Source organism: Tissierella sp. P1 (assembly GCF_002266425.1).
Classification (GTDB): Bacteria; Bacillota; Clostridia; order Tissierellales; family Tissierellaceae; genus Tissierella; species Tissierella carlieri.
Map to the genome: position 1 here is coordinate 16,367 of NZ_NPMN01000034.1, position 20,645 is coordinate 37,011.

The 20,645-nt window shown below is 29.6% G+C and carries 26 protein-coding genes; 13 read left to right on the top strand and 13 right to left on the bottom strand.

Going from position 1 to position 20,645, the window contains the following annotated elements; translation table 11 throughout:
• The first annotated feature begins 1 nt into the window (after window position 1).
• Both CIW83_RS18600 and CIW83_RS18605 read left to right on the top strand, forming a co-directional pair.
• A complete protein-coding gene (locus CIW83_RS18600; RefSeq protein WP_094903974.1) occupies window positions 2-1,099 on the top strand; it encodes an acyl-CoA dehydratase activase-related protein in 1,098 nt (365 codons plus the stop codon).
• Window positions 1,080-2,036: an acyl-CoA dehydratase activase gene (locus CIW83_RS18605; protein WP_094903975.1), complete on the top strand. Its 957-nt coding sequence runs from the start codon at window positions 1,080-1,082 to the stop codon at window positions 2,034-2,036. The genes CIW83_RS18600 and CIW83_RS18605 overlap by 20 nt, the downstream gene beginning before the upstream one ends.
• A gap of 92 nt (window positions 2,037-2,128) precedes the next feature.
• Here CIW83_RS18605 and CIW83_RS24555 read toward each other — a convergent pair whose 3' ends face one another.
• Together CIW83_RS24555 and CIW83_RS23335 are read right to left on the bottom strand one after the other, a co-directional pair.
• Complete coding sequence (locus CIW83_RS24555) at window positions 2,129-2,956, bottom strand: FAD-dependent oxidoreductase (RefSeq protein WP_201260032.1); 828 nt, start codon at window positions 2,954-2,956, stop codon at window positions 2,129-2,131.
• Window positions 2,914-3,693 (bottom strand): FAD-binding oxidoreductase, encoded by a 780-nt coding sequence (locus CIW83_RS23335; RefSeq protein WP_201260033.1) that lies wholly within the window; start codon window positions 3,691-3,693, stop codon window positions 2,914-2,916. Before CIW83_RS23335 ends, CIW83_RS24555 begins: the two co-directional genes overlap by 43 nt.
• Before the next feature lie 830 nt (window positions 3,694-4,523).
• Here CIW83_RS23335 and erm point away from each other — a divergent pair.
• A complete protein-coding gene (gene erm / locus CIW83_RS18615; RefSeq protein ID WP_235601406.1) occupies window positions 4,524-5,390 on the top strand; it encodes a 23S ribosomal RNA methyltransferase Erm in 867 nt (288 codons plus the stop codon).
• 302 nt (window positions 5,391-5,692) lie between these two features.
• Here the strand turns inward: erm and CIW83_RS18620 are convergent, their stop codons facing one another.
• The 5 genes from CIW83_RS18620 to CIW83_RS18640 form a co-directional block, all read right to left on the bottom strand.
• On the bottom strand, window positions 5,693-6,247 hold the full coding sequence (locus tag CIW83_RS18620; RefSeq protein WP_201260034.1) for a hypothetical protein: 555 nt from the start codon (window positions 6,245-6,247) through the stop codon (window positions 5,693-5,695).
• 181 nt (window positions 6,248-6,428) lie between these two features.
• On the bottom strand, window positions 6,429-7,418 hold the full coding sequence (locus CIW83_RS18625; RefSeq protein WP_094903977.1) for a siderophore ABC transporter substrate-binding protein: 990 nt from the start codon (window positions 7,416-7,418) through the stop codon (window positions 6,429-6,431).
• 27 nt (window positions 7,419-7,445) lie between these two features.
• Window positions 7,446-8,201: an ABC transporter ATP-binding protein gene (locus CIW83_RS18630; protein WP_094903978.1), complete on the bottom strand. Its 756-nt coding sequence runs from the start codon at window positions 8,199-8,201 to the stop codon at window positions 7,446-7,448.
• On the bottom strand, window positions 8,198-9,148 hold the full coding sequence (locus tag CIW83_RS18635; RefSeq protein ID WP_094903979.1) for an iron chelate uptake ABC transporter family permease subunit: 951 nt from the start codon (window positions 9,146-9,148) through the stop codon (window positions 8,198-8,200). The genes CIW83_RS18630 and CIW83_RS18635 overlap by 4 nt, the downstream gene beginning before the upstream one ends.
• Window positions 9,148-10,092 carry an ABC transporter permease gene (locus CIW83_RS18640; RefSeq protein WP_094903980.1) on the bottom strand — a complete coding sequence of 315 codons (945 nt, stop codon included), beginning with the start codon at window positions 10,090-10,092 and terminating at the stop codon, window positions 9,148-9,150. The genes CIW83_RS18635 and CIW83_RS18640 overlap by 1 nt, the downstream gene beginning before the upstream one ends.
• Before the next feature lie 187 nt (window positions 10,093-10,279).
• Between CIW83_RS18640 and CIW83_RS18645 the strand changes: the two genes are divergently transcribed.
• Window positions 10,280-10,642, top strand: a complete 363-nt coding sequence (locus CIW83_RS18645; RefSeq protein ID WP_094903981.1) for an AraC family transcriptional regulator — start codon at window positions 10,280-10,282, stop codon at window positions 10,640-10,642.
• A gap of 183 nt (window positions 10,643-10,825) precedes the next feature.
• On the opposite strand, the gene CIW83_RS23985 is transcribed toward CIW83_RS18645, so the two are convergent.
• The 3 genes from CIW83_RS23985 to CIW83_RS18655 are packed head-to-tail and all read right to left on the bottom strand — an operon-like array spanning window position 10,826 to window position 13,231.
• On the bottom strand, window positions 10,826-12,004 hold the full coding sequence (locus CIW83_RS23985; protein ID WP_235601407.1) for a nucleoside recognition domain-containing protein: 1,179 nt from the start codon (window positions 12,002-12,004) through the stop codon (window positions 10,826-10,828).
• Window positions 12,001-12,975 carry a FeoB small GTPase domain-containing protein gene (locus CIW83_RS23990; RefSeq protein ID WP_235601408.1) on the bottom strand — a complete coding sequence of 325 codons (975 nt, stop codon included), beginning with the start codon at window positions 12,973-12,975 and terminating at the stop codon, window positions 12,001-12,003. Before CIW83_RS23990 ends, CIW83_RS23985 begins: the two co-directional genes overlap by 4 nt.
• A 16-nt stretch (window positions 12,976-12,991) precedes the next feature.
• Window positions 12,992-13,231, bottom strand: a complete 240-nt coding sequence (locus CIW83_RS18655; RefSeq protein ID WP_094903982.1) for a FeoA family protein — start codon at window positions 13,229-13,231, stop codon at window positions 12,992-12,994.
• A gap of 135 nt (window positions 13,232-13,366) precedes the next feature.
• On the opposite strand from CIW83_RS18655, the gene CIW83_RS18660 reads away from it, so the two are divergent.
• Together CIW83_RS18660 and CIW83_RS18665 are read left to right on the top strand one after the other, a co-directional pair.
• A complete protein-coding gene (locus CIW83_RS18660; protein WP_369819411.1) occupies window positions 13,367-13,849 on the top strand; it encodes a metal-dependent transcriptional regulator in 483 nt (160 codons plus the stop codon).
• 158 nt (window positions 13,850-14,007) lie between these two features.
• On the top strand, window positions 14,008-14,958 hold the full coding sequence (locus CIW83_RS18665; RefSeq protein WP_094903984.1) for a hypothetical protein: 951 nt from the start codon (window positions 14,008-14,010) through the stop codon (window positions 14,956-14,958).
• Window positions 14,959-15,487: 529 nt separating this feature from the next.
• Here the strand turns inward: CIW83_RS18665 and CIW83_RS18670 are convergent.
• The gene (locus CIW83_RS18670) at window positions 15,488-15,694 is read right to left on the bottom strand and encodes a helix-turn-helix domain-containing protein (protein ID WP_369819410.1); all 207 of its coding nucleotides are present in this window, start codon (window positions 15,692-15,694) and stop codon (window positions 15,488-15,490) included.
• A gap of 11 nt (window positions 15,695-15,705) precedes the next feature.
• Entirely contained in the window at window positions 15,706-16,182 is a 477-nt protein-coding gene (locus tag CIW83_RS18675; protein ID WP_094903985.1) for a DUF2975 domain-containing protein, read from the bottom strand.
• Window positions 16,183-16,711: 529 nt separating this feature from the next.
• On the opposite strand from CIW83_RS18675, the gene CIW83_RS18680 reads away from it, so the two are divergent.
• From CIW83_RS18680 to CIW83_RS24560, 7 genes are all read left to right on the top strand, one after another.
• Window positions 16,712-17,128 carry an NUDIX pyrophosphatase gene (locus tag CIW83_RS18680; protein ID WP_094903986.1) on the top strand — a complete coding sequence of 139 codons (417 nt, stop codon included), beginning with the start codon at window positions 16,712-16,714 and terminating at the stop codon, window positions 17,126-17,128.
• Window positions 17,129-17,243: 115 nt separating this feature from the next.
• Window positions 17,244-17,723: an NUDIX hydrolase gene (locus CIW83_RS18685; protein ID WP_201260035.1), complete on the top strand. Its 480-nt coding sequence runs from the start codon at window positions 17,244-17,246 to the stop codon at window positions 17,721-17,723.
• An 86-nt stretch (window positions 17,724-17,809) separates the two neighbouring features.
• A complete protein-coding gene (locus CIW83_RS18690; RefSeq protein WP_094903988.1) occupies window positions 17,810-18,277 on the top strand; it encodes a YdeI/OmpD-associated family protein in 468 nt (155 codons plus the stop codon).
• 50 nt (window positions 18,278-18,327) lie between these two features.
• On the top strand, window positions 18,328-19,101 hold the full coding sequence (locus tag CIW83_RS18695) for a hypothetical protein (protein WP_094903989.1): 774 nt from the start codon (window positions 18,328-18,330) through the stop codon (window positions 19,099-19,101).
• A 211-nt stretch (window positions 19,102-19,312) separates the two neighbouring features.
• A complete protein-coding gene (locus tag CIW83_RS18700) occupies window positions 19,313-19,663 on the top strand; it encodes an inorganic pyrophosphatase (protein ID WP_094903990.1) in 351 nt (116 codons plus the stop codon).
• Between the two features lie 166 nt (window positions 19,664-19,829).
• Window positions 19,830-20,165 carry a superoxide dismutase family protein gene (locus CIW83_RS18705; RefSeq protein ID WP_201260036.1) on the top strand — a complete coding sequence of 112 codons (336 nt, stop codon included), beginning with the start codon at window positions 19,830-19,832 and terminating at the stop codon, window positions 20,163-20,165.
• Window positions 20,162-20,305, top strand: coding sequence for a superoxide dismutase family protein (locus CIW83_RS24560; RefSeq protein ID WP_201260037.1), 144 nt, complete (start codon window positions 20,162-20,164; stop codon window positions 20,303-20,305). The genes CIW83_RS18705 and CIW83_RS24560 overlap by 4 nt, the downstream gene beginning before the upstream one ends.
• A gap of 74 nt (window positions 20,306-20,379) precedes the next feature.
• On the opposite strand, the gene CIW83_RS18710 is transcribed toward CIW83_RS24560, so the two are convergent.
• A partial coding sequence (locus CIW83_RS18710; protein WP_143598594.1) for a LysM peptidoglycan-binding domain-containing protein occupies window positions 20,380-20,645 on the bottom strand: 266 nt, incomplete at its 5' end.

Genomic DNA, 20,645 nt, shown 5'->3' on the forward strand with positions numbered 1-20,645 from the left:
TATGAAAATAACAGCTCCACATTTAGGAAATGTATATTTAGCTGCAAAAACATTATTTGATGGTCTTGAAGTAGAGTATATAATGCCACCATTTAATAATAAGGAAGCTCTGGAAATTGGTTCTTTACATTCTCCTGAAGAAATGTGCCTACCATTCAAAATAATGATAGGAAATTATATACAGGCTATTGAAAAAGGGGCGAATACAGTAATACTTCCAGGAAGCTGTGGACCATGTAGATTTGGAGAATATGGTGAAATGCAGATAAACTTATTGAATAAGCTTGGATACAATTTAGAGTTTATATTATTAGATTTTCCAAAAGATATAGGGATAAAAGAACTATTTCATAGAATAAACAGGATATCGGGAGGCAGTAATAAACGAAATCATCAAAAGATAAGGGCTTTATTAGATGCCATAAAGGTGATAAATTTAATTGATGAAATAGAAGCAAAGGCACATTATTTAGCTGGATATGAAAAGATAAATGGTCAATGTAAATCTCTGCTAAATAATTGTAAGAGAGATGCTTTAAAATGTAAGAGTCCTAAAGAAATGATTAATTTGCTAGAAGACTATAAAAATAATATAAATAGTATAGAAATAGACAAAAATAAAAATCCAATTAAAATAGCTATAATAGGCGAAATTTATACTGTAATTGAACCATTTTCAAACTTATATGTTGAGGATAAATTGATGGATTATGGAATTACAACATCAAGAGGGTTGACACCTAGTTGGTGGGTCAAAAATACTGCATTAGTTCCTACTAAATTAAATTCACTTGATATAAAAAGAGGAGCGAAAGAATATCTCAACCTTGGAATAGGGGGGCATGCAAGGGAATGTATTGGTGAAGCAGTTTTGGCTTATGAGGGAGGTTTTGATGGGGCTATTCAAATATTTCCAATGGGCTGTATGCCAGAAATCGTTTCGAAGGCAATCTTGCCTACAATATCAAAGGATAAAGATTTCCCTATAATGTCCCTTGTAGTTGATGAAATGACTGGTGAAGCTGGATTTGTTACTAGGATTGAAGCATTTGTAGATTTGCTTGAAAGGAGAAAGAAAGATGCATTATCTTGGAGTTGATGTAGGTTCAGTGAGTACTAATCTTGTGATTTTAGATAACAAGATGAATGTAATAGAAAAGATTTATTTAAGGACTAAGGGAAGTCCAATAAAGGCTGTTCAGGATGGACTAAAGATTTTAAGGGATAAATATGATGGAATCAAAATTGGAGCAGCTGGAACTACTGGAAGCGGCAGACAGATAGCTGCAACATTAATAGGAGCTGATGCAATAAAGAATGAAATAACAACCCATGCAGTTGCTGCCCTTGAGATAGATAAGGATGTAAAAACAATAATTGAAATTGGAGGTCAGGATTCAAAAATTATTATTCTAAGAAATGGAGTAGTCTCTGACTTTGGAATGAATACAGTTTGCGCAGCGGGTACAGGTTCATTTATCGATAGACAGGCAGAAAGACTTGATATTCCAATTGAAGAATTTGGTGATTATGCTTTAAAATCAAATACAGCTGTAAGAATTGCTGGAAGGTGTGCAGTTTTTGCTGAATCAGATATGATACATAAGCAGCAGTTGGGATATAATAAATCTGATATAATAAGAGGTCTTTGTGATGCTTTAGTTAGAAACTACCTTAATAATATTGGAAAAGGTAAAGAGATTATGCCTAAAGTATTTTTTCAAGGAGGAGTTGCAGCTAATAAAGGAATAAAAACAGCCTTTGAAAATGCTTTGAATTTTGAGATATTTGTTCCTGAACATTATAATGTAATGGGTTCAATAGGTGCCGCTATAATAGCGAAGGAAGCTGTTGAAAAAAATGGGAGGACCAATTTCAAAGGTCTAGATCTTGCAGAAAATAAATTCATTTCTAAAAGTTTTGAATGTAATGGATGTGCAAATAGATGTGAAGTTGTTACTATTAATGAGAACAGCAGTGATATTGGCTGCTTTGGAGATAGATGTGGAAAATGGAGCAATAAAATTGCCATATAAGAATAAGCTCAGGCTTAGAAGCCTGAGCTTATTCTTATAGAAAACAGGAAAGTTCTACTTTAATGTTATCGATAGACGCTTTTCCTACGTTTCTAAAAATCATCTTTAAATAATTTTTCGATAGTATTTACATCATGACCAACTTTTAGAGGGCTTACTGATGGACCTTCTAATATTTCTCCTTGATAGGAAAATCTTGAACCATGGCAAGGACAATCCCAGGATCTTTCAGCAGAATTCCAGTTTAATTCACATCCCATATGTGTGCAAGTGGTATTTACTAAGTAAAGCTTACCTTCCTCATCTCTATAGGCTCCAACCCTATTTCCATCTATTTCTAAGACTTTTCCTTCTCCATTCTGGATATCTATATCTTTATCTAATGATGAAAGTTTTCCCTTTACTAGATGTTTTGCAACGTCGGCATTCTGAACAATAAAATTTTTTGTAGATGCAGCAATGGTTTTACGTGATGGATCATATACATCTTGCCATGGACTTTCACCTTTTATAATCAAATCCTTAAGGACTAAGGAGGAGACTGTACTATTTGTCATTCCCCATTTTTGGAATCCAGTGGCTACATATAGGTTAGGCGTATTTGAAGTGAATTTTCCTATATAGGGTATACCGTCTAAAGTCATGCAATCTTGAGTAGACCATCGAAATGGAACATCCTCTATAGTAAATACCTCACTTGCAAAATCTATTAATGCTCCATAATGTCTGTTCATATCTTCACCTTGACCAGTTTTGTGTTCGTCTCCAACCACTAGGATAAGCTCACCTCCTGGTATATTGGCTAGTCTCAGGGAACGGGTGGGTTTTTCTGCGTTTATATACATTCCACCTGGATATTTTTCCTTTGCTCTAATCCCTACAATATAAGTTCTGGAAGTATAAATTCTTGCGAAGTACATTCCATGCTTATTATAAAAGGATAGTGAGATGCAATAATTACCTTTTCAGCAGTGATTTTTTTTCCATGTGAAGTTACAATTACATAATTGTCGCTTTCCTCAATATCTACGATTCTAGTTTGTTCATATATCTGAACACCCTTATTATGAATAATCTCTGCTAAAGAAAATAAATACTTAAGGGGATGAAATTGAGCTTGATTATCAAATCGAACAGCTCCCTTAATGGGAATTGGAAAAGGTATATTTTCTATATAGGAAGCTTTTATACCTAGACTTGAGGCTGCTTTGACTTCATCATGAATTTTTTGTAAGTACTCATCTTGTTGTGTATATACAAATGAGGATTGAGAAATATATTCGCAATCTATATTATTTTCTTCTGCAATTTTTTTAATTTCATGAATGGCAGTTTCGTTTGCAGTAGCATATTGTTTCGCTAGTTCTGATCCCAATTGATTTTGAATTTTATCGTAAATAAGACTATGCTGTGAAGTAATTTTGGCCGTTGTATGTCCTGAAGCACCATGACCTATGTGAGTTGCTTCAAGAACAGCAATTTTAAACCCTTCTTTTTCTAATTGATATGCACATTGAATTCCCGCCAATCCACCTCCAACTATTGCAATGTCTACAGTTATATCTTCTTCTAAAGCAGGATAATTAGTCATAAATGCAGATGCTAACCAATAGGAAATGGGTTGCTTTTCAAAATACCTCTTATTATTTATAATCATATTTTCCTCCATATCATCAATTATTTAATATATATCTTTTGCTTATATAATACTAATTATTCAAATTTTGTTAATTAAGAAGGACCATTGAATAAATCAATAGTCCTTTCTTAATAAGTTATATAAATTTATTTTCTGCCAACGGCAGATGGCTTTTCAGTTCATCTGGAGAAATAACCTTTTTCGTCAGGAACTCAGTAATTTACTTCACCTGTAGTTCTGTTAATAACTATATACTCTTCACCATTTATAAATCTCATTTCCATATCAATCACCTCCTTGTAAATAGTATCTTATTATAGATAAGAATTATACGATATAGATTAAGCATAGATAGAATTTATAACTAATTCTTATAGATTAATATTAAAATTTGTATTGAAAGTATTTACTTAATTCATATTAAAGTTAATATAAATGACTTAAGATTTGTTGATAAATAAATATATCCATGATATAATCAATTAAATATCTTGAAGGGAGAGTTGCAAGTGGGTATTAGTTTTATAAGAATTCGTTTTTTAATTGTTAGATAAAAACAATTAGATATTTTATAAGGTATAATTGCCTAGGAAATAGGTCTGTTTCTTGTACCTTATCTTAATGGATTCTTGTAATGAACATTCATGCAGCTTTATATTTAGTTTATACCTTGTTCAGAAAAACAAGGTATTTTTGTATTTGTTTGATCTATAGATATGGAGATATCAAAAGCTATAAATGAGTAGTTTATTTATAGCTTTTTTGTTTTTTGAAAATTTATTTATAAAAAGAATATACAAGAATCCACATTTGATCATTATTTTAAATTTATGAATGGCGGTGGATGTATGATTAAAATACAGGATACACAGAATTTTCTCTATAACAGAAGATTGGTAGTGGATTTAATAAAGAAAAGCAATATAGATAAAGATGACATAATAATTGAGATTGGACCAGGTAAGGGAATTATTACAAATGAGCTAGCCACAAGAGCCAAAAGAATATATGGAATAGAATATGATGTTCATTTATATGACGAACTTAAAAGTAGATTTTTAAATGTAGAAAATGTTGAAATTATATATGGAGATTTTCTAGAGTTTAACTTGCTGGAAAAATATAAATACAAGGTTTTTTCAAATATTCCATATAATATTACAGCAAAAATCTTGCTTAAGTTAACATCTTTTTCTAATCCTCCTGAAGATATATATATTATTATTCAAGATGAGGCAGCCAGAAAATATGCTGGCAATCCATATAGTAGAGAAAGTATGAGATCTTTACTTCTTAAGCCATATTTTGAATTCAAAATTATCCATAGATTTAGAAATACGGATTTTGTTCCTGTTCCTAAAGTTAATAGTGTTTTTCTTCATATCAAAAAGAGAGAAAATACTTTAATAGATAAAAAGAACTCAGATTTGTATAATGATTTTATTGCATATATTTTTAGCAGCAGTGGCAATAACTTAAAGGAAAAAACTAAGAATATTTTTTCCTATAAGCAGCTTAAACGACTTTCTGAAAATATAGGATTTCAAATTACTGATAGTCCAGTCAATTTAAACTTTGAAAAATGGCTTAAAATTTTTCAATATTTTATAATAGGTGTTTCTACAGATAAACAAAAATTGATTTATAATGAATACGTTCGGCTTCTCAATGAGCAAAGCAAAATAGATAAAAGAAATCGGAATTTTAAATATTAGAAATCGGATAATTTAATTTTTGTAACCTTTTGGGATTTTAGCTAGTATAGTTATATGAAATGATAGCTATCAGTTAGATTATTAAGGAAGATGTGAAAGTGGAAAATTTTATTAATATAACAGATTTGAAAAGTAAGGAGGAATTCTATAGAAAATATAAATATTTAGTATGGTTAATAAACTTAGACTAAAAATATTTAATTTGATAAAAGTGATAAATTATGCCTTAAACTTAGATTGCCAAGGTAATATAGGAATTATATAGCCTTGGCAATAGGCTTTATAATAAGGAACTAATTAGATTAGCAATAAAATTTACATGGGAACTGTTTAATTATTCCATTACTCATTACGTCTGCCATTTCTAAAGCTTGGATTTCAAGCTTATCATATGTTTCTATACTTGCTTCGTAGTCTTTATTAATCATATCAAGGGCTTCGGTTTTTACGAAATCTAAATGTTCAAATAACATTCTTTTCCATTCTTCTTCAGACCAAAAAGGATTAATAGTACCAAGTAAAGTTGCTATTTCCTCTGCATTTTTATACCAGTTTTTTTCAAGTTCTTCTGCTTTTTTATTATCACCAGCTATAACAGCTTTAACAAGATCAGCAGCTAAAGTGAGATGCTTTGTAAGTAATTCAGCAAAATTAGTGGCTATAGTATCTCCATAAAATGGCTTTAATGCTTCACCAAAATCCAAAGGATTTCGAAGAAGGCGGTTGACGGTATATTTTTCATCAGGTAAATTAAAGACAATACTTGTAATTGCCATTCTAGTCCAAGCACTATGCTGTTCCCATAACATACGAAACTCATTCATTAAATTCAATTGGCATCTAGTAATACATTCCATACTTTGACCACCTTTATGATATATTTATTACCATATTATGTTAGATGAATTATAAGGTTCAATAAACAAAAATAATTATTAGTTAATAGATAAGATAATAGAAAAACTCATTTCTAGATAGGCCCTATTTAAAGTTTTATCAGAAATGAGTTTCTGTTAGTTATACTGTAGATATGAAATTTTATAATCCAGACTGTATATCTTCTATCATTGTCATTGTTCCGGTTAATCCGCCAGAAGCCACATACCAAACTTGTGAGCTAAGATATATTATTTTATCATTTTTATAAGCCTGAGTTTGTTTAATAATATCATTATCAAAAATTTGTTCTGCTGATGTACTGCCACCAGTAGTAGCAGCTCTATCAATAATTAGAATATATTGAGGATCTTTTTCTAATATATATTCAAAGGTAACTTTATCACCATGATTATCTGCGGGTATATTTTTATCTATAGGTATAAATCCAAAATCACCATGTATTATACCAAATCGAGAACCTTCACCATAAACGCTTATAGCGCCATCGTTAGCCATAACTATAAGAGCATTTTTTTCATCTTCTGTAACAGCCTTATTTAAAGCTTGAACAGCTTCATTAATGGAGGCAAGTTCTTTTTCCACTAGATCTTCTTTTCCAAAGATTTCACCTAAAAGTTTAACATTATCGGTAAATGACTTCATATAGTTAGCGCCATCAATGTTTAAAAATACAGTAGGAGCTATTTTAGCCAGTTCATCGTATACTTCTGCTTGTCTACCAGATACAAAAATTACATCTGGCTCAAGCTCAAAAATTTTTTCAAAATTGGGTTCAAATAATGTCCCTACATCTTCATATTTTTCATCATTAAATTTTTCAAGAAACGTTGGAATGTTAGACTTTGGAAGTCCTATAATTTCCACTCCAAGTTTATCTAAGGAATCTAAAGTTGCATAGTCAAATACAATTACTTTTTCAGGTTTTTTATTAACAACAGTTTCTCCTAGATGATGGGTAATAGTTATAGTAGAAGGTTCTTCAGCGTTTTCATTTGGAGTTTGTACATTTTCTTCATTCTGAGAATCGACTACAATGTCTTCAGGAGTTTTTTTAGAGTTGCAAGCAGTAAGAGTTAAAGCAGCAACAATTACTAAGACTAAAATAAGTAAACTTTTTGTTTTTTTCATATTTTCCACCTCATAATATTTTTTATTCTAGTAATAAACACATATCCTATAGTTTTCTATATCTTGGATACTAAATTTCATATCATATATTTCTTCTAATACATCTTTAGATATAATATCATTAACCACCCCCTCTTTAGCTATTTTGCCATCATTTAAAGCTATAATATAGTCTGAATAGCAAGAGGCAAAATTAATATCATGTATAACTATAACAACTGTTTTCCCCAAATCATCTACCAGCTGTCTTAGTATTTTCATAATATCTACAGAATGCTTCATGTCTAGGTTGTTAAGAGGCTCATCTAGTAGAATATATTCTGTATTTTGAGCTATAACCATAGCAATATAAGCCCTTTGCCTTTGACCTCCACTAAGCTCATCTAGATATTTATCTTGAATATCATTAAGAGCCATGTAAGCCAAAGCGTCATCTACATATTTCCAATCTTCAGCAGTTAGTTTTCCCTTAGAATATGGGAAGCGACCAAAGCTGACTAATTCTCTAATAGTAAGTCTTATATTAATATGATTAGTTTGTTTTAATATAGAGATTTTTTTAGAAAGTTCATCATTGCTCCACTGACTAATTTCTTTACCGTCAATAAATACTTCGCCTTCATTTTTACTTATAATTCTACTAGCTATGGATAACAAAGTACTTTTACCAGCTCCATTTGGTCCGATAAATGAAGTAATTTTACCTCTTTCTATCTTAACACTTACATTATCCACAACACTTTTACTGCCATATTGCTTAACTACATTTTTTATTTCTATCATATCTTACTCTCCTTTAATAATAAAAATATAAAGTAAGTACCACCAACAAAGTTAATAATTACTGATATGGGAGTACTGAAATTTGTTACCCTTTCAGCAAGAAGTTGTCCTCCTACAAGAGCAATTGAACTAATTAACATAGAACCTATAATTAAATATTTGTGTTTATAAGTCTTAAAAAATTCTCTAGTAATATTTACAACTAATAATCCTAGAAAAGTTATAGGTCCAACCAAAGCTGTAGATACAGACACTAATATAGAAATAACTATCAGCATTTTTTTTACAGTTCCATCATAATCTACTCCAAGATTAATGGCATTATCTCTACCTAAAGACAAAACATCTAAAGAGTTCAAATTCTTATATGTATAAACTATTGCTAAAAATATTCCTACTAAAGCTAACCATAAGATATTTGTATTTACATTATTAAAACTGGCAAACATTTTATTTTGAACAATTGAAAACTCGTTTGGATCAATTAATACTTGCATGAATGAAGATAAACTTTGAAAAAATGTCCCACATACTAATCCAAGTAATAGTAGAAAAAATATATCAGTGCCTTCTTTTTTAAAAAGGATTTTGAATAATATAATGGAAAAAATCACCATAAAAACAACAGATAATATAAAATTAAAATTATTTCCTATTTTGGCTAGATTATTAGATCCAAAGACAAATACAATAAAGGTTTGAAAGAACATATATAGAGAATCTAATCCTAATACACTGGGAGTTAATATATTGTTGTTTGCTATAGTTTGAAATATCATAGAGGAAAATGCTATAGAACTCCCAGTTAATATAATAGCGATTATCTTTGGTATACGTCGTGAAAGAGCATACTGCCAATTTTTACTATTCAACCCTATGATAAGGAATAATGTAATCAAAATTAAAAGTAGTATTGAAAGAAAATATATTTTCTTTTTAGAATTCATTATGCATTCCTCCTAATAAGCAGATAGATAAAAATTAGACTACCTAAAACTCCAGCAGTAAGACCTATAGAAATTTCATAAGGGTAAATTATTATGCGGCCTAATATATCACAGAAAAGAAGAAATACCGCTCCAAATAAAGCTGTTGGAACAAGGTTATTCTTTAAATTATCTCCCTGATACATGGTAACTATATTAGGTATTATAAGACCTAAAAATGGAATTTTTCCTACAGTGATTACTACTACAGAAGTTATTAAGGCTACAATACTAATACCTAAGTTAACAACCTTATTATAATTTAGACCTAGATTAATTGAAAAATCTTCACCCATTCCTGCTAAAGTAAATTTATTTGCATATAGAAAAGCAATAAAAATGAGGGGAATGCTTATGTATAAAAGTTCATATCTGCCCTTAATAACCATAGAAAAATCTCCCTGTAACCAAGAGGAAACATTCTGTACAAGATCATATTTATATGCTAGAAAAGTTGCCATAGAGTCAATTATACTCCCAAGCATAATACCTAATAATGGCACGATAACAGCATTTTTATATTTTATTTTCTTTAAAATTACCATAAATAAAAAACTTCCACCTAATGCAAAGATGAAAGAAATTAACATCTTAGTAAATACACTGACAGTAGAAAATAATATAAGAGAAACTAAAATTCCGAGTTTAGCAGAGTCTATAGTAGCAGCTGTAGTTGGAGATACGAATTTATTTTGAGTTGTTTGCTGCATTATAAGACCACTTATACTCATTCCTATCCCAGCTACAATAATACTAATAAGTCGGGGGAATCTACTTAAAAATAATATTTGGATTTTATCATTTCTTAAATAGAAGATATCTGAAAGAGATATTTCTTTAACTCCAATAAATATAGAGACTACAGATAAAATAATTAGTACGAACAATAAATATCTTTTTTTCATAATGCCTCCTTAGTAATTCTATAAATTGACATAGAGCAATAAATTTTGATATAATAATTAACACAAATGAAAGTGATAATCATTATCAATTAAAAGTATTTTAGCAGTTAGTAAATTATAAATCTTAACTATATTTACTTTTTTATAACTATATTTAGATAATTTAAATAAAAGGAAGGGATATATTATGAATATAAATAATATTAACAATAATAAAATTTATAGTTTTCATATAAGGAGAGCTATGGATTTCACTAAAAGCAATTATGAGGAGTCTCTAAGCTTAGATATAATATCAGAATTCTTGGGTTTAAATAAATGTTATTTCTGCAATTTATTTAAAAAAGAAACTGGTATAACATACTCAAATTATGTTAATAAAATTAGAATAGAAAAGAGTAAAAAATTATTACATCATACAAATTTATCTATATTAGAAGTTGCACTTGCTGTAGGATATAATAATCAAAATTATTACAATATGGCCTTTAAGCGGCTTATTGGAACTACACCATTGAAATATAGAAATAAATTGCGGCATGTACAATAAAAACAAATTTAAGCTAGAAAGGCGATACATAAAGTTCCATTTATATCAAATTTATAGTTTCATAATTAATAGAAATGACCATATTTTTGATATAATATAAATCTTTAATTTAATAAGGGAAAGAGGTATTTGATATAATGACCTGTGACAAATGCCTCTTTCCTTTATTATTATTTGTTTTACTTATATTAGACCTACTAATCTTACTGTACTTGCAACTAAGAAACAAACTACAATTCCAATAATGGTTGGTACTAGAAAAGAAATAGCAGTCCATTTAAGACTTTGAGTTTCCTTCCTGATAGTCAAACACGTAGTAGCACATGGCCAATGCATTAATGAAAATAGCATTACACATACAGCGGTTAGCCAAGTCCATCCATTAGAAATAAGAAGATCTTTCAAATGCACTAGACTATCTAATTCAAGAAGAGAACCCGTAGCCATATAACTCATGATTATTATTGGGATAACTATTTCATTTGCAGGAAAGCCTAAAATAAATGCCATTAAGATATAACCATCTAATCCAATTAATTTTGCAAATGGGTCAAGAAAATTTGCGGAATGAGTTAAAATGCTTGAATTTCCAATATAAATATTTGCCATTATCCATATAATCAGTCCCGCAGGTGCAGCCACTGCTACTGCCCGACCTAATACAAATAATGTTCTGTCAAAAATTGAGCGGACTATTATTTTGCCTATTTGTGGCTTTCTATAAGGTGGTAATTCTAAAGTGAAATTAGAAGGAATACCTTTAAGTATTGTATTGGACAGTAATTTTGATACTATTAATGTCATTATAACTCCAAGAACTATAACTCCCGTTAGGATTAATGCTAATATTATAGATTTAAGAGGTCCATCTAAAAATCCTGCGAAGAACATAGAAATAATTGCTATTAATATGGGAAATCTTCCATTACAAGGTACAAAATTATTAGTGACTATGGCTATAAGTCGTTCTCGCGGCGAATCAATTATTCTGCAGCCAATTATGCCAGCAGCATTGCAACCGAAACCCATACACATGGTCAGGGCCTGTTTTCCACAAGCACAAGATTTTTTGAAGAAATTATCTAGATTAAAAGCAACTCTAGGTAAGTACCCTAAGTCTTCAAGCAATGTAAATAATGGGAAAAATATAGCCATTGGTGGAAGCATAACAGAGACCACCCAAGCCAATGTTCGATAAATTCCCATAATTAATACTCCATGTACCCATGCAGGGGTATCTAACCAAATGAAAAAGTCTGTAAATCTATCTTGAAGCCAAAATAATCCCTTAGCAAGCATCTCAGAAGGATAATTAGCGCCGGTAATAGTAAGCCAGAAAACTATAGCTAGGAGAAATATCATAATTGGAATTCCAAATTTTTAGATGTAAGATATTTATCTATTTTTCTATCAAAATTATTATGGTTCTTGTTCTCAAAAGAAACAACCTTATTACTGACACTCTCTGCCATATTTACTAAATGACTAACGATTTTATCACGTAGGATATTGTGACTAATCCCCTCTGTATCTAGAAAATTTCTTGAATTATGAACTTCATTTATTATTTCATTTTGCTCATTTAAATTAAAGCCAAGATATTTATTTATAGAGTTTAATAATGTAATATCTCCATCTATAAGTTTTAATGCAACCCACCTAGTATTTAGTTTATCTTGAATTATTGGCTTAAGTACTAATTCAACTTTTGATATAGCTTTTTCAATTAATTCTTCATATTGGATATTTAAAGGATTTAATGAAAACTCATTAAAAGCAACATCATAAACTGAATCCATTAAATTCTGTAACCCTCTCCCTTTAACAGCACTAGTTCCGACTACAGGAACTCCTAATTGTTTTGATAATTCTTCTAAGTCTATAAATATATTCTTTCTCTTTGCTTCATCCATAAGATTAACACATACTACTACTTTAGAAGTAATTTCTAGAGTTTGTAAGACGAGGTTTAGATTTCTTTCCAAGCAAGTAGCATCTACTACAATCACTGTTGCATCTGGATTTCCAAAACATATAAAATCTCTAGCAACTTCTTCTTCTATAGAATTTGCCATTAAAGAGTAGGTACCCGGGATATCTACTAGAATGAAATTATTATCTTTATGATAATAATTTCCATGAGCATTAGTAACAGTTTTTCCTGGCCAGTTGCCAGTATGCTGATTTAGTCCTGTTAAGTTATTAAAAACCGTAGATTTTCCTACATTAGGGTTGCCAGCTAATGCAATGATTTTATCTGTGGAAGTGGTTTTCTCAATTTTAAGCTCTTGTTCAAGAACTTCTAACCCTGTAGATGTGTTCGTTAAACCCATAATCTTTCCCCCTAATTCAAATTTTTTCTACTAAGATCATAGAGGCTGCTTCAGAACGAAGGGCTATTACAGCTCCTCTAATGAGATAGGCAACAGGATCACCAGAAGGACTTTGATGTAGAGACTCTACTACTGTATTGCAGATTAACCCTAAGTCTAACATTCGTCTTCTTGTTAGACCATCGGATATTAATTCCTTGACTTTACACTTTTCACCAATTGATAATGAACTAAGTGGAATATAAATATTATTCATATAAAAAACCTCCTAATAAATAATGAAATTTAGTCTTGGGAAAAAAACTTTCTCTACACCAAAATATGTCAAATACTTTTGAAGTGTTACTCGTATATATATAAAAGATATAAATTATTAGATAAAAATTTGGCGGTGATAATATTGAATAGTAAATTTCATACAGTAAGAGGATATGAGCTAAAAGAATATGGCAAAGGCTCACTTACTCCTGCTTTAGAAGACTATCTTGAAATGATATATAGAAATAGCCTAGAGGAAGCATATATTCGGGTAAATACATTAGCTAGTCTATTAAATGTAAAAGATTCCTCAGCTTCAAAAATGGTTAAGAAACTTGGAGAGCTAGGATTAGTTAACTATGAGAAATATGGGATTATAACTTTAACAGAAAAGGGTAAAAGAGAAGGTGAATTTCTATTAATTAGACATAATATTATAGAAAATTTTTTATCCTTTATTGGATGTAAAGAAAATACTTTAGTGCAAACGGAGTTGATAGAGCATTATATTTCACCTAGTACTGTTGAAAACATTGAAATCTTATATAATTTTTTTTATGATAACAAAGATTTATTGGAAAGATATATTAATTATAGAGAGGTAAATTCAAAATAGGGCATATTCTTGATTTTATCTAATTGATAAGTAATTTAATTATTTATTTTTCGTTTTTGAGATATTTGACTTAAAAAGAAGGGATTTGGAAAAAAATATAGAATAATATTATCATTGAAGTCCAGAAAAAAGATTAATAGTGTTGGGAGGATAGATATATGATTACAGCTGAAGAGATAATGAAAGATAATTTAGACCCTATACCTAAATATCGTTTAATGCGTGATGTAATAAATTTAAACAAGGTTAATGTAAAATTGGCAAATGCTAAAAAAGAAGTTTTAGAAACTAAATGGGTTAATGATATTGTAAACTTACAGTGGGAAGATGGTTCATGGGGTCAATTTCATAGCATGAGCCAATTTTCTCAGTCAATAATGACAACAGAACAAGCACTTCGTAGATTACTAATATTAGGACTAGACAAAGAGGACCAACCAATACAAAAAGCTTTTAGTTATATGGAGAGATATTTACTTAGGGAAGTAGATTTGAGAGATTACAAAGAAAAAAAGCATGATTGGGACTTATTAACAAGATTATTTGTAGCAACATGGATGTTAATTATTGATCCATCAAATGAACTAGCTGTAGAAATAGCTAAGAACTGGTCAAAAATTATAACTTATGCATTTTCAAAAGATAACTATAGTCATGAATGCTACAAGGAAGCCTATTACGAAATTCATAAGTCATCTAAGGGAAAACATATGTGGGGATTCCAAAATTTTTATGTAATAGCTCTGCTAGCTGGATACCTGCCTAGTGATATTGAATCAAAATTTTTAGATTATATTATGAATTCAGAGAATGGGATATATTATATCTATGATAGTTGTCTCAAGACAGTTCCAGATAAATTCTGTTCCAAATTAGCAAGTAAATATATAACGGCATGTGAACTTTTAAGTTCCTACTCCTTATTTCCAAGTAAGTGTAAATATTTTGTTGATTGGATTAATGAGAATATATCTGAAGATGGTTTTTGGGATATGGGACAAGCAGTTAAAGATAAAGTCCATTTTCCATTGTCAAATTCATGGAGAAAAACTATAGATAGAAAAATTGATTGTACTGTGAGAATACAGGCTTTGTTGTCAAAATTATAGAATATGAATATCTGAGAAAATAATAAGCTATTGAAAATATTAAAGGCTTGTGAAAATCATAGATAAGGGCTTTGCAATATAGAGAAAAGGATGGTCAATATGAAAAAACAATTTTAAAAGATTGCTATTGAAATATGTCCTATGAACTATGGGCAAAGAGATAATATTATTGAATATATATCATTTACAGAAGAAGAAACTAATATGTTATTAGAAAGTAGGCATATAGACTCTTTTTGAGAGGAATTTAAAACAAAAATATATACTTGGAATTGATGAATGGTATAAAGCAATTCCAAGAAATTTGAATACTCTATTTGAATTATAAAATTGAGTGAGTGGCATCAATAAGAGATATGAGGCGTTATATAATACAACAATAGAAAAACTCAATTCCAGATAAATATTATTTATAGTTTATCAGAAATGAAAAGGTATTAGATACGATAGTTCATATCTAATACTTTTTTATTTGTTGAGTTATTATCTATCTTGAAGACAAAAATGTATTATAGATATGTCTTGATTATTAATCATCCTCCTTGTACTCTAATATATCTCCTGGCTGACATTGTAACTCACGACAAATAGCTTCTAATGTAGAAAATCGAATAGCTTTTGCCTTATTAGTTTTAAGAATTGATAAATTTGAATTTGTGATTCCAACTCTTTCTGCCAATTCAGAAAGAGAAATCTTTCTCTTAGCCATCATTACATCTAGATTTACAATAATCAAAATAATCACCCCTATATTGTTAAGTCATTTTCTTCTTTGATGTCTATAGCCATTTTAAAAACATCAGCTAATATAAAGGCTAAAAGACTAAGGCTGATATATAGAAATATTATGGGCTTTAAAGAGCCATGAGAAGTAAGAAGTATATTAAAACCAATATTATTTAGTTTTGGATAATTGACGATGGCATCTATTAGTCCAATAGAAAGTATATAATACCCAATTTTTCTAAGGCAAATAATATTTTCAGGAATAAAAGGATTTTTTTCCAATATTGAGTTAAGGATTTTTCTTAAAGTGAATATAGTCATAAAATATCCGCCAAAAAATATCAGAGAAAATATTATAGATAGTATAGTGTTTTTTGCTCCTTTATCATGAAAGAACACAATACAATTTAAAATTGAAAGCATGAGAAACAATAAAATAAAGCCACCTATGATATTTAGTAATCCTTTTAGAAAATTCACTCTTTTTGTATGTTTCATAATTAATAACAACTCCTTTCAATATATTATACCAATATCATACTATACTATTTATTGTTTATCAATGAATAATATGTGAAAAATAATATAAAATTATTCAATAACAATAACATAGAAAAGATAAGTTGCTTATACCTATCTAATATAATCTCTCTTAATACTATATATAAACTAACTACAAAGCAGTATATATTCCTTGAAAAGTTAATATATAAGGAAATAATAGCTATAAATCATATAGTAAGAAATAAATATGGAAAACTATATGATTTATTTTAGATAAAAGGTGAATTTGTTTATAGGATGCTACCCTACGGTGATATTTTTTAAATATCCTAATATAAATGAGATAGTCGTTGACTTTATTAAAAAAATAAGTAAATAAATTACTTGTCTTTTTAGCTTTGGAAATATTTAATTTAAAAAGAAGGAGTTTGAAAGAAAATATAGAATAGTATTTAATGTAGAGTGACATTATGGGAGAAGGTGGAAGTCTGATGGAAGACTTAAAAAAGGAGTTTAAATAGCTATGATTAAAAGAACTAATATACAAGCATTTATTTTTAGTAAGAATCCATCTTTTAAGATTTTAATTTTAAAACGAATCCCGGAAAGAGGCGGTTATTGGCAGCCAGTGTGTGGTGGGGTTGAAAGCAGAGAAAATTTAATAGAAACGGTTATTCGAGAGGTATTTGAGGAAACAGGTATAAGTAACATTAAGTCTATTTTAGATTTAGATTATACATTTACATATAGGGAGATAAAAGAGGGTGAATTAATGGAGATGCAAGATTATTGTTTCACTGTTGAAATTAACAACATAACTAATATAAAACTATCTGATGAACATGAAGAATATAAATGGTGTTCATATAATCAGGCAAAAGAAATTCTAAAATGGGAACATAATTTGATCGCTTTAGAAAAATTAATATGCAGGATTTAATTATCTATCATAAGCCACCATCGTTCACTGTATGTTTATATTAAGGTTTTTCTTAGCAGTATGAAATTGTATGTCCTGTGCAGATTGAAATAAGAAGTGATTTGGAGGTATGATTATGGCAGATTATATTGGGGATTTAAGAAAATTAATAGGAACAAGACCAATAATTATGTGTGGAGCAAACGTTATTTTGTTAAATGATCAAGACCAAATTTTGTTGCATCATCGTATTGACAGGGATTGGTGGGGATTGCCAGGTGGGGCAATGGAATTAGGTGAAAGTTTTGAACAAACAGCAAGTCGTGAAGTTTTAGAAGAGGTAGGACTAGTATGTGAAGAACTAAAGCTTTTTAATGTTTATTCGGGTGAGAACCTATATTACAAATACCCAGACGGGAATGAAGTTTACAATGTCACTATTACATATTTATGTAAGGATTATTCCGGAGAAATTGTTGTCGATCCAAGTGAAGGGAGAGATGCATGCTTTTTCCCATTGGATATGATACCATCAAATTTGAGTTCCACAATTAAAGAAATTGTGGAAGAATTTCTTCTGAAATATCATGATCTAAAAGCACAACGAGTGATATAAGGCTATTAAAATGTTGAATTAATTCAGCAATCTAAATTTTATTGAAACTAGATATAATTTATATTAGATCAAATAAGAGAAAGGTTATGAGAATTAATATGAGTAAAGAATTCAATGCAGTTTTACAAAAACTTGAGGGTAAAATGGAGTGGATAGTATTTTATATCCCGTTTTCTATAGAAGAAGAGTATAGAACTAGAAGTAGATTCAATGTACAAGCTATAATTGATGGGCATCCCTTTTCGGGTACATTGTTACCTAGTAAAAATGGACATTATATGGTTTATAATAAGAAAATAAAATCAATATGTAAAAAAGAAATAGGGGATAGCATCCATGTAGTTTTAAAGCCTGATGTTCAGGAGAGAGTTTTGGATATACCTAACTATATCTTAGAGAAGATTAGAAGTAATCCAATTGCAAATTCAAGATTTAATGAGTTGCCATACTACATTAAAAGAGAAGAGATCAATAAGATCGAAGAATCAAAGAAAGAGGAGACTAAGATAAGAAGATTAGAAAAATTAATACAAAGATTAACTAACAATATTTAGAGTACCTAAAGAGATGGAGATTGTATGTATTTAATCTAGGAGGTGAACATATGTTAAAGGATATTAACTCATTTAAGGATATTGATAGTTTTATTGAACATCTGAAAAAGAAAGATGACATTGTAGGAATTGTTGAGTACGGTGGTAGGGCACATAGTGATATGAGTATTGGTGGAGATTACGATTTAACTGTTATATTTAACAAACCTATATCTCATAATTTTACAGGGTTACATTTCCATATAGGTGGAATACCCATAGATTGTATGCTTTTATCTGTGGATGATTTTTTAGCAGATTCTCCTTTAAATGAGTTTCTATTGGTCCATCTAAATTGTAAAATACTTTTTGATAGAAATAATATAACCAAAGATGTTTTAGATAAAATAAAAAAGACTTGGAAAGCTCCAGAATATTTATCAGACTATGAGATAAATACTTTTAGGTTCACATTTCAGCATATCATAGACAAATTAGAACATAGATTATATGAAAATGAATTATATTCTAAGTATTTCATATTTTCCTCTTTTGATTGGTTTTTGCAATGTTATGCAAGAATAAAAAAATTAGAAATAGGAAAACCCAAAGTACATTTGAACTATATTGAAAATAATGATCCAGAATTATTTAATATTATTAATCAAATGTATAGCGCAGATGATTTAAATATGCAATTTGAAATGCTAAAAAGATGTGCATATTATATGTTACGACCAATTGGCGGATTGTGGCAAAGGGATGAAATTTTATTTCATGTGATACCTAGTGGAAAGATTATAGATGCAGAACAAAGGTCAGTTATTAGGTTATTGTTTGAATAAAATCTTGGAGAACTTTTTAAAATTGCATAGCCTGCACGATTTGGTAGATTTATAACATTAGTATGGGTTTAATAATGAATATGAATTAAAATAATAAAGCAAATTTTTCAATAGTAAATATAGTATTTTGATTTTAATATATAAAAGCTTATTTTATATCAACACTTATATATTAAGATCAATAACTATTTATGTAAGTGGAGGAAGTATTATGGAATATAACATAGAATTTTGGAATGCATTAGATTGCCTTATGCAGAAATCTGAGGTTATTATTGATAGACCAAAAGGAACAGTACATCCAAAATATCCAGATTTTCTTTATGAAGTAGATTATGGTTATTTAAGGGATACTGTATCAATGGATGGGAATGGAATTGATGTCTGGATGGGAACCCATAAGGAACAAAGAATAGATGCCATAATCTGTACCATAGATTTAATGAAAAAAGATTCAGAAATTAAGATGCTAATTGGATGTACAGAAGAAGAAAAAGAAAAGATTTATCATACTCATAATAATTCAGCTTATATGAAAGGTATCTTAATTCGAAGGTTATAGGTGGAATATTAACTAAGACAAATATGATTAATTTATTTTTTTATGCCACTATATCGAAATACTGTGATTCACATAAAAAATACTATCCATTTTTCATGTAAAAATATCTATATTACACCTATTATAAACTCCATTCATATTATATATTTGAAGGGAGGAATAAGTAATGTGTCATGAAAATAGAACAAAGGCATATGCAAGAATAAAGGGTGGAAATTTGTATCCGAATTTACACGGCATAATATTTTTTGATGATGTAGAAGGTGGTACAGAGGTGAGTGTAGAAGTCTGGGGATTACCATTATATAAACCTGCTGAAGGTAATAACCAACCTATAGGACCACATGGATTCCATATACATGAGAAGGGAATATGTGAGGTTACGAATCCGGAAAATCCATTTGAATCAGCAGGAGAACACTACAATCCAACAAATCAACCTCATGGAAACCATATTGGAGATTTTCCCGTTTTATTTTCAAATAACGCTATGCCAGAATGAGCTTTTTTACAGATAAGTTTAAACCTGAGGATATTATAGGTAGATCGGTTATAATCCATCAGAACCCCGATGATTATAGAACACAGCCAGCTGGTAATTCAGGAAAAAGAATAGCTTGCGGAGTAATTCGTCCATCTTAAAAAATTGAACAATGAAAAAACAAAAGCCCAAATTATTGGGCTTTTGTTTTTACAATTATATTAGTTAGAAGTATTTATATACAAACAGTAAAACATCTTCTCGGTATACATATTACTTGACCAATTTGCAATCTATTTGGATCAATTCCTGGATTCGCGTTTATAATTGCCTGAACAGTTACATTAAACCTTTGGGCAATTGAAAACAAAGTATCCCCAGCAACTACTGTATAGAGGAATCCATTAGGGCATGGAGGTGTAGGTGGTATCGATCTTGGTATACATATTACTTGACCAATTTGCAATCTATTTGGATCGATTCCAGGATTAGCATTGATGA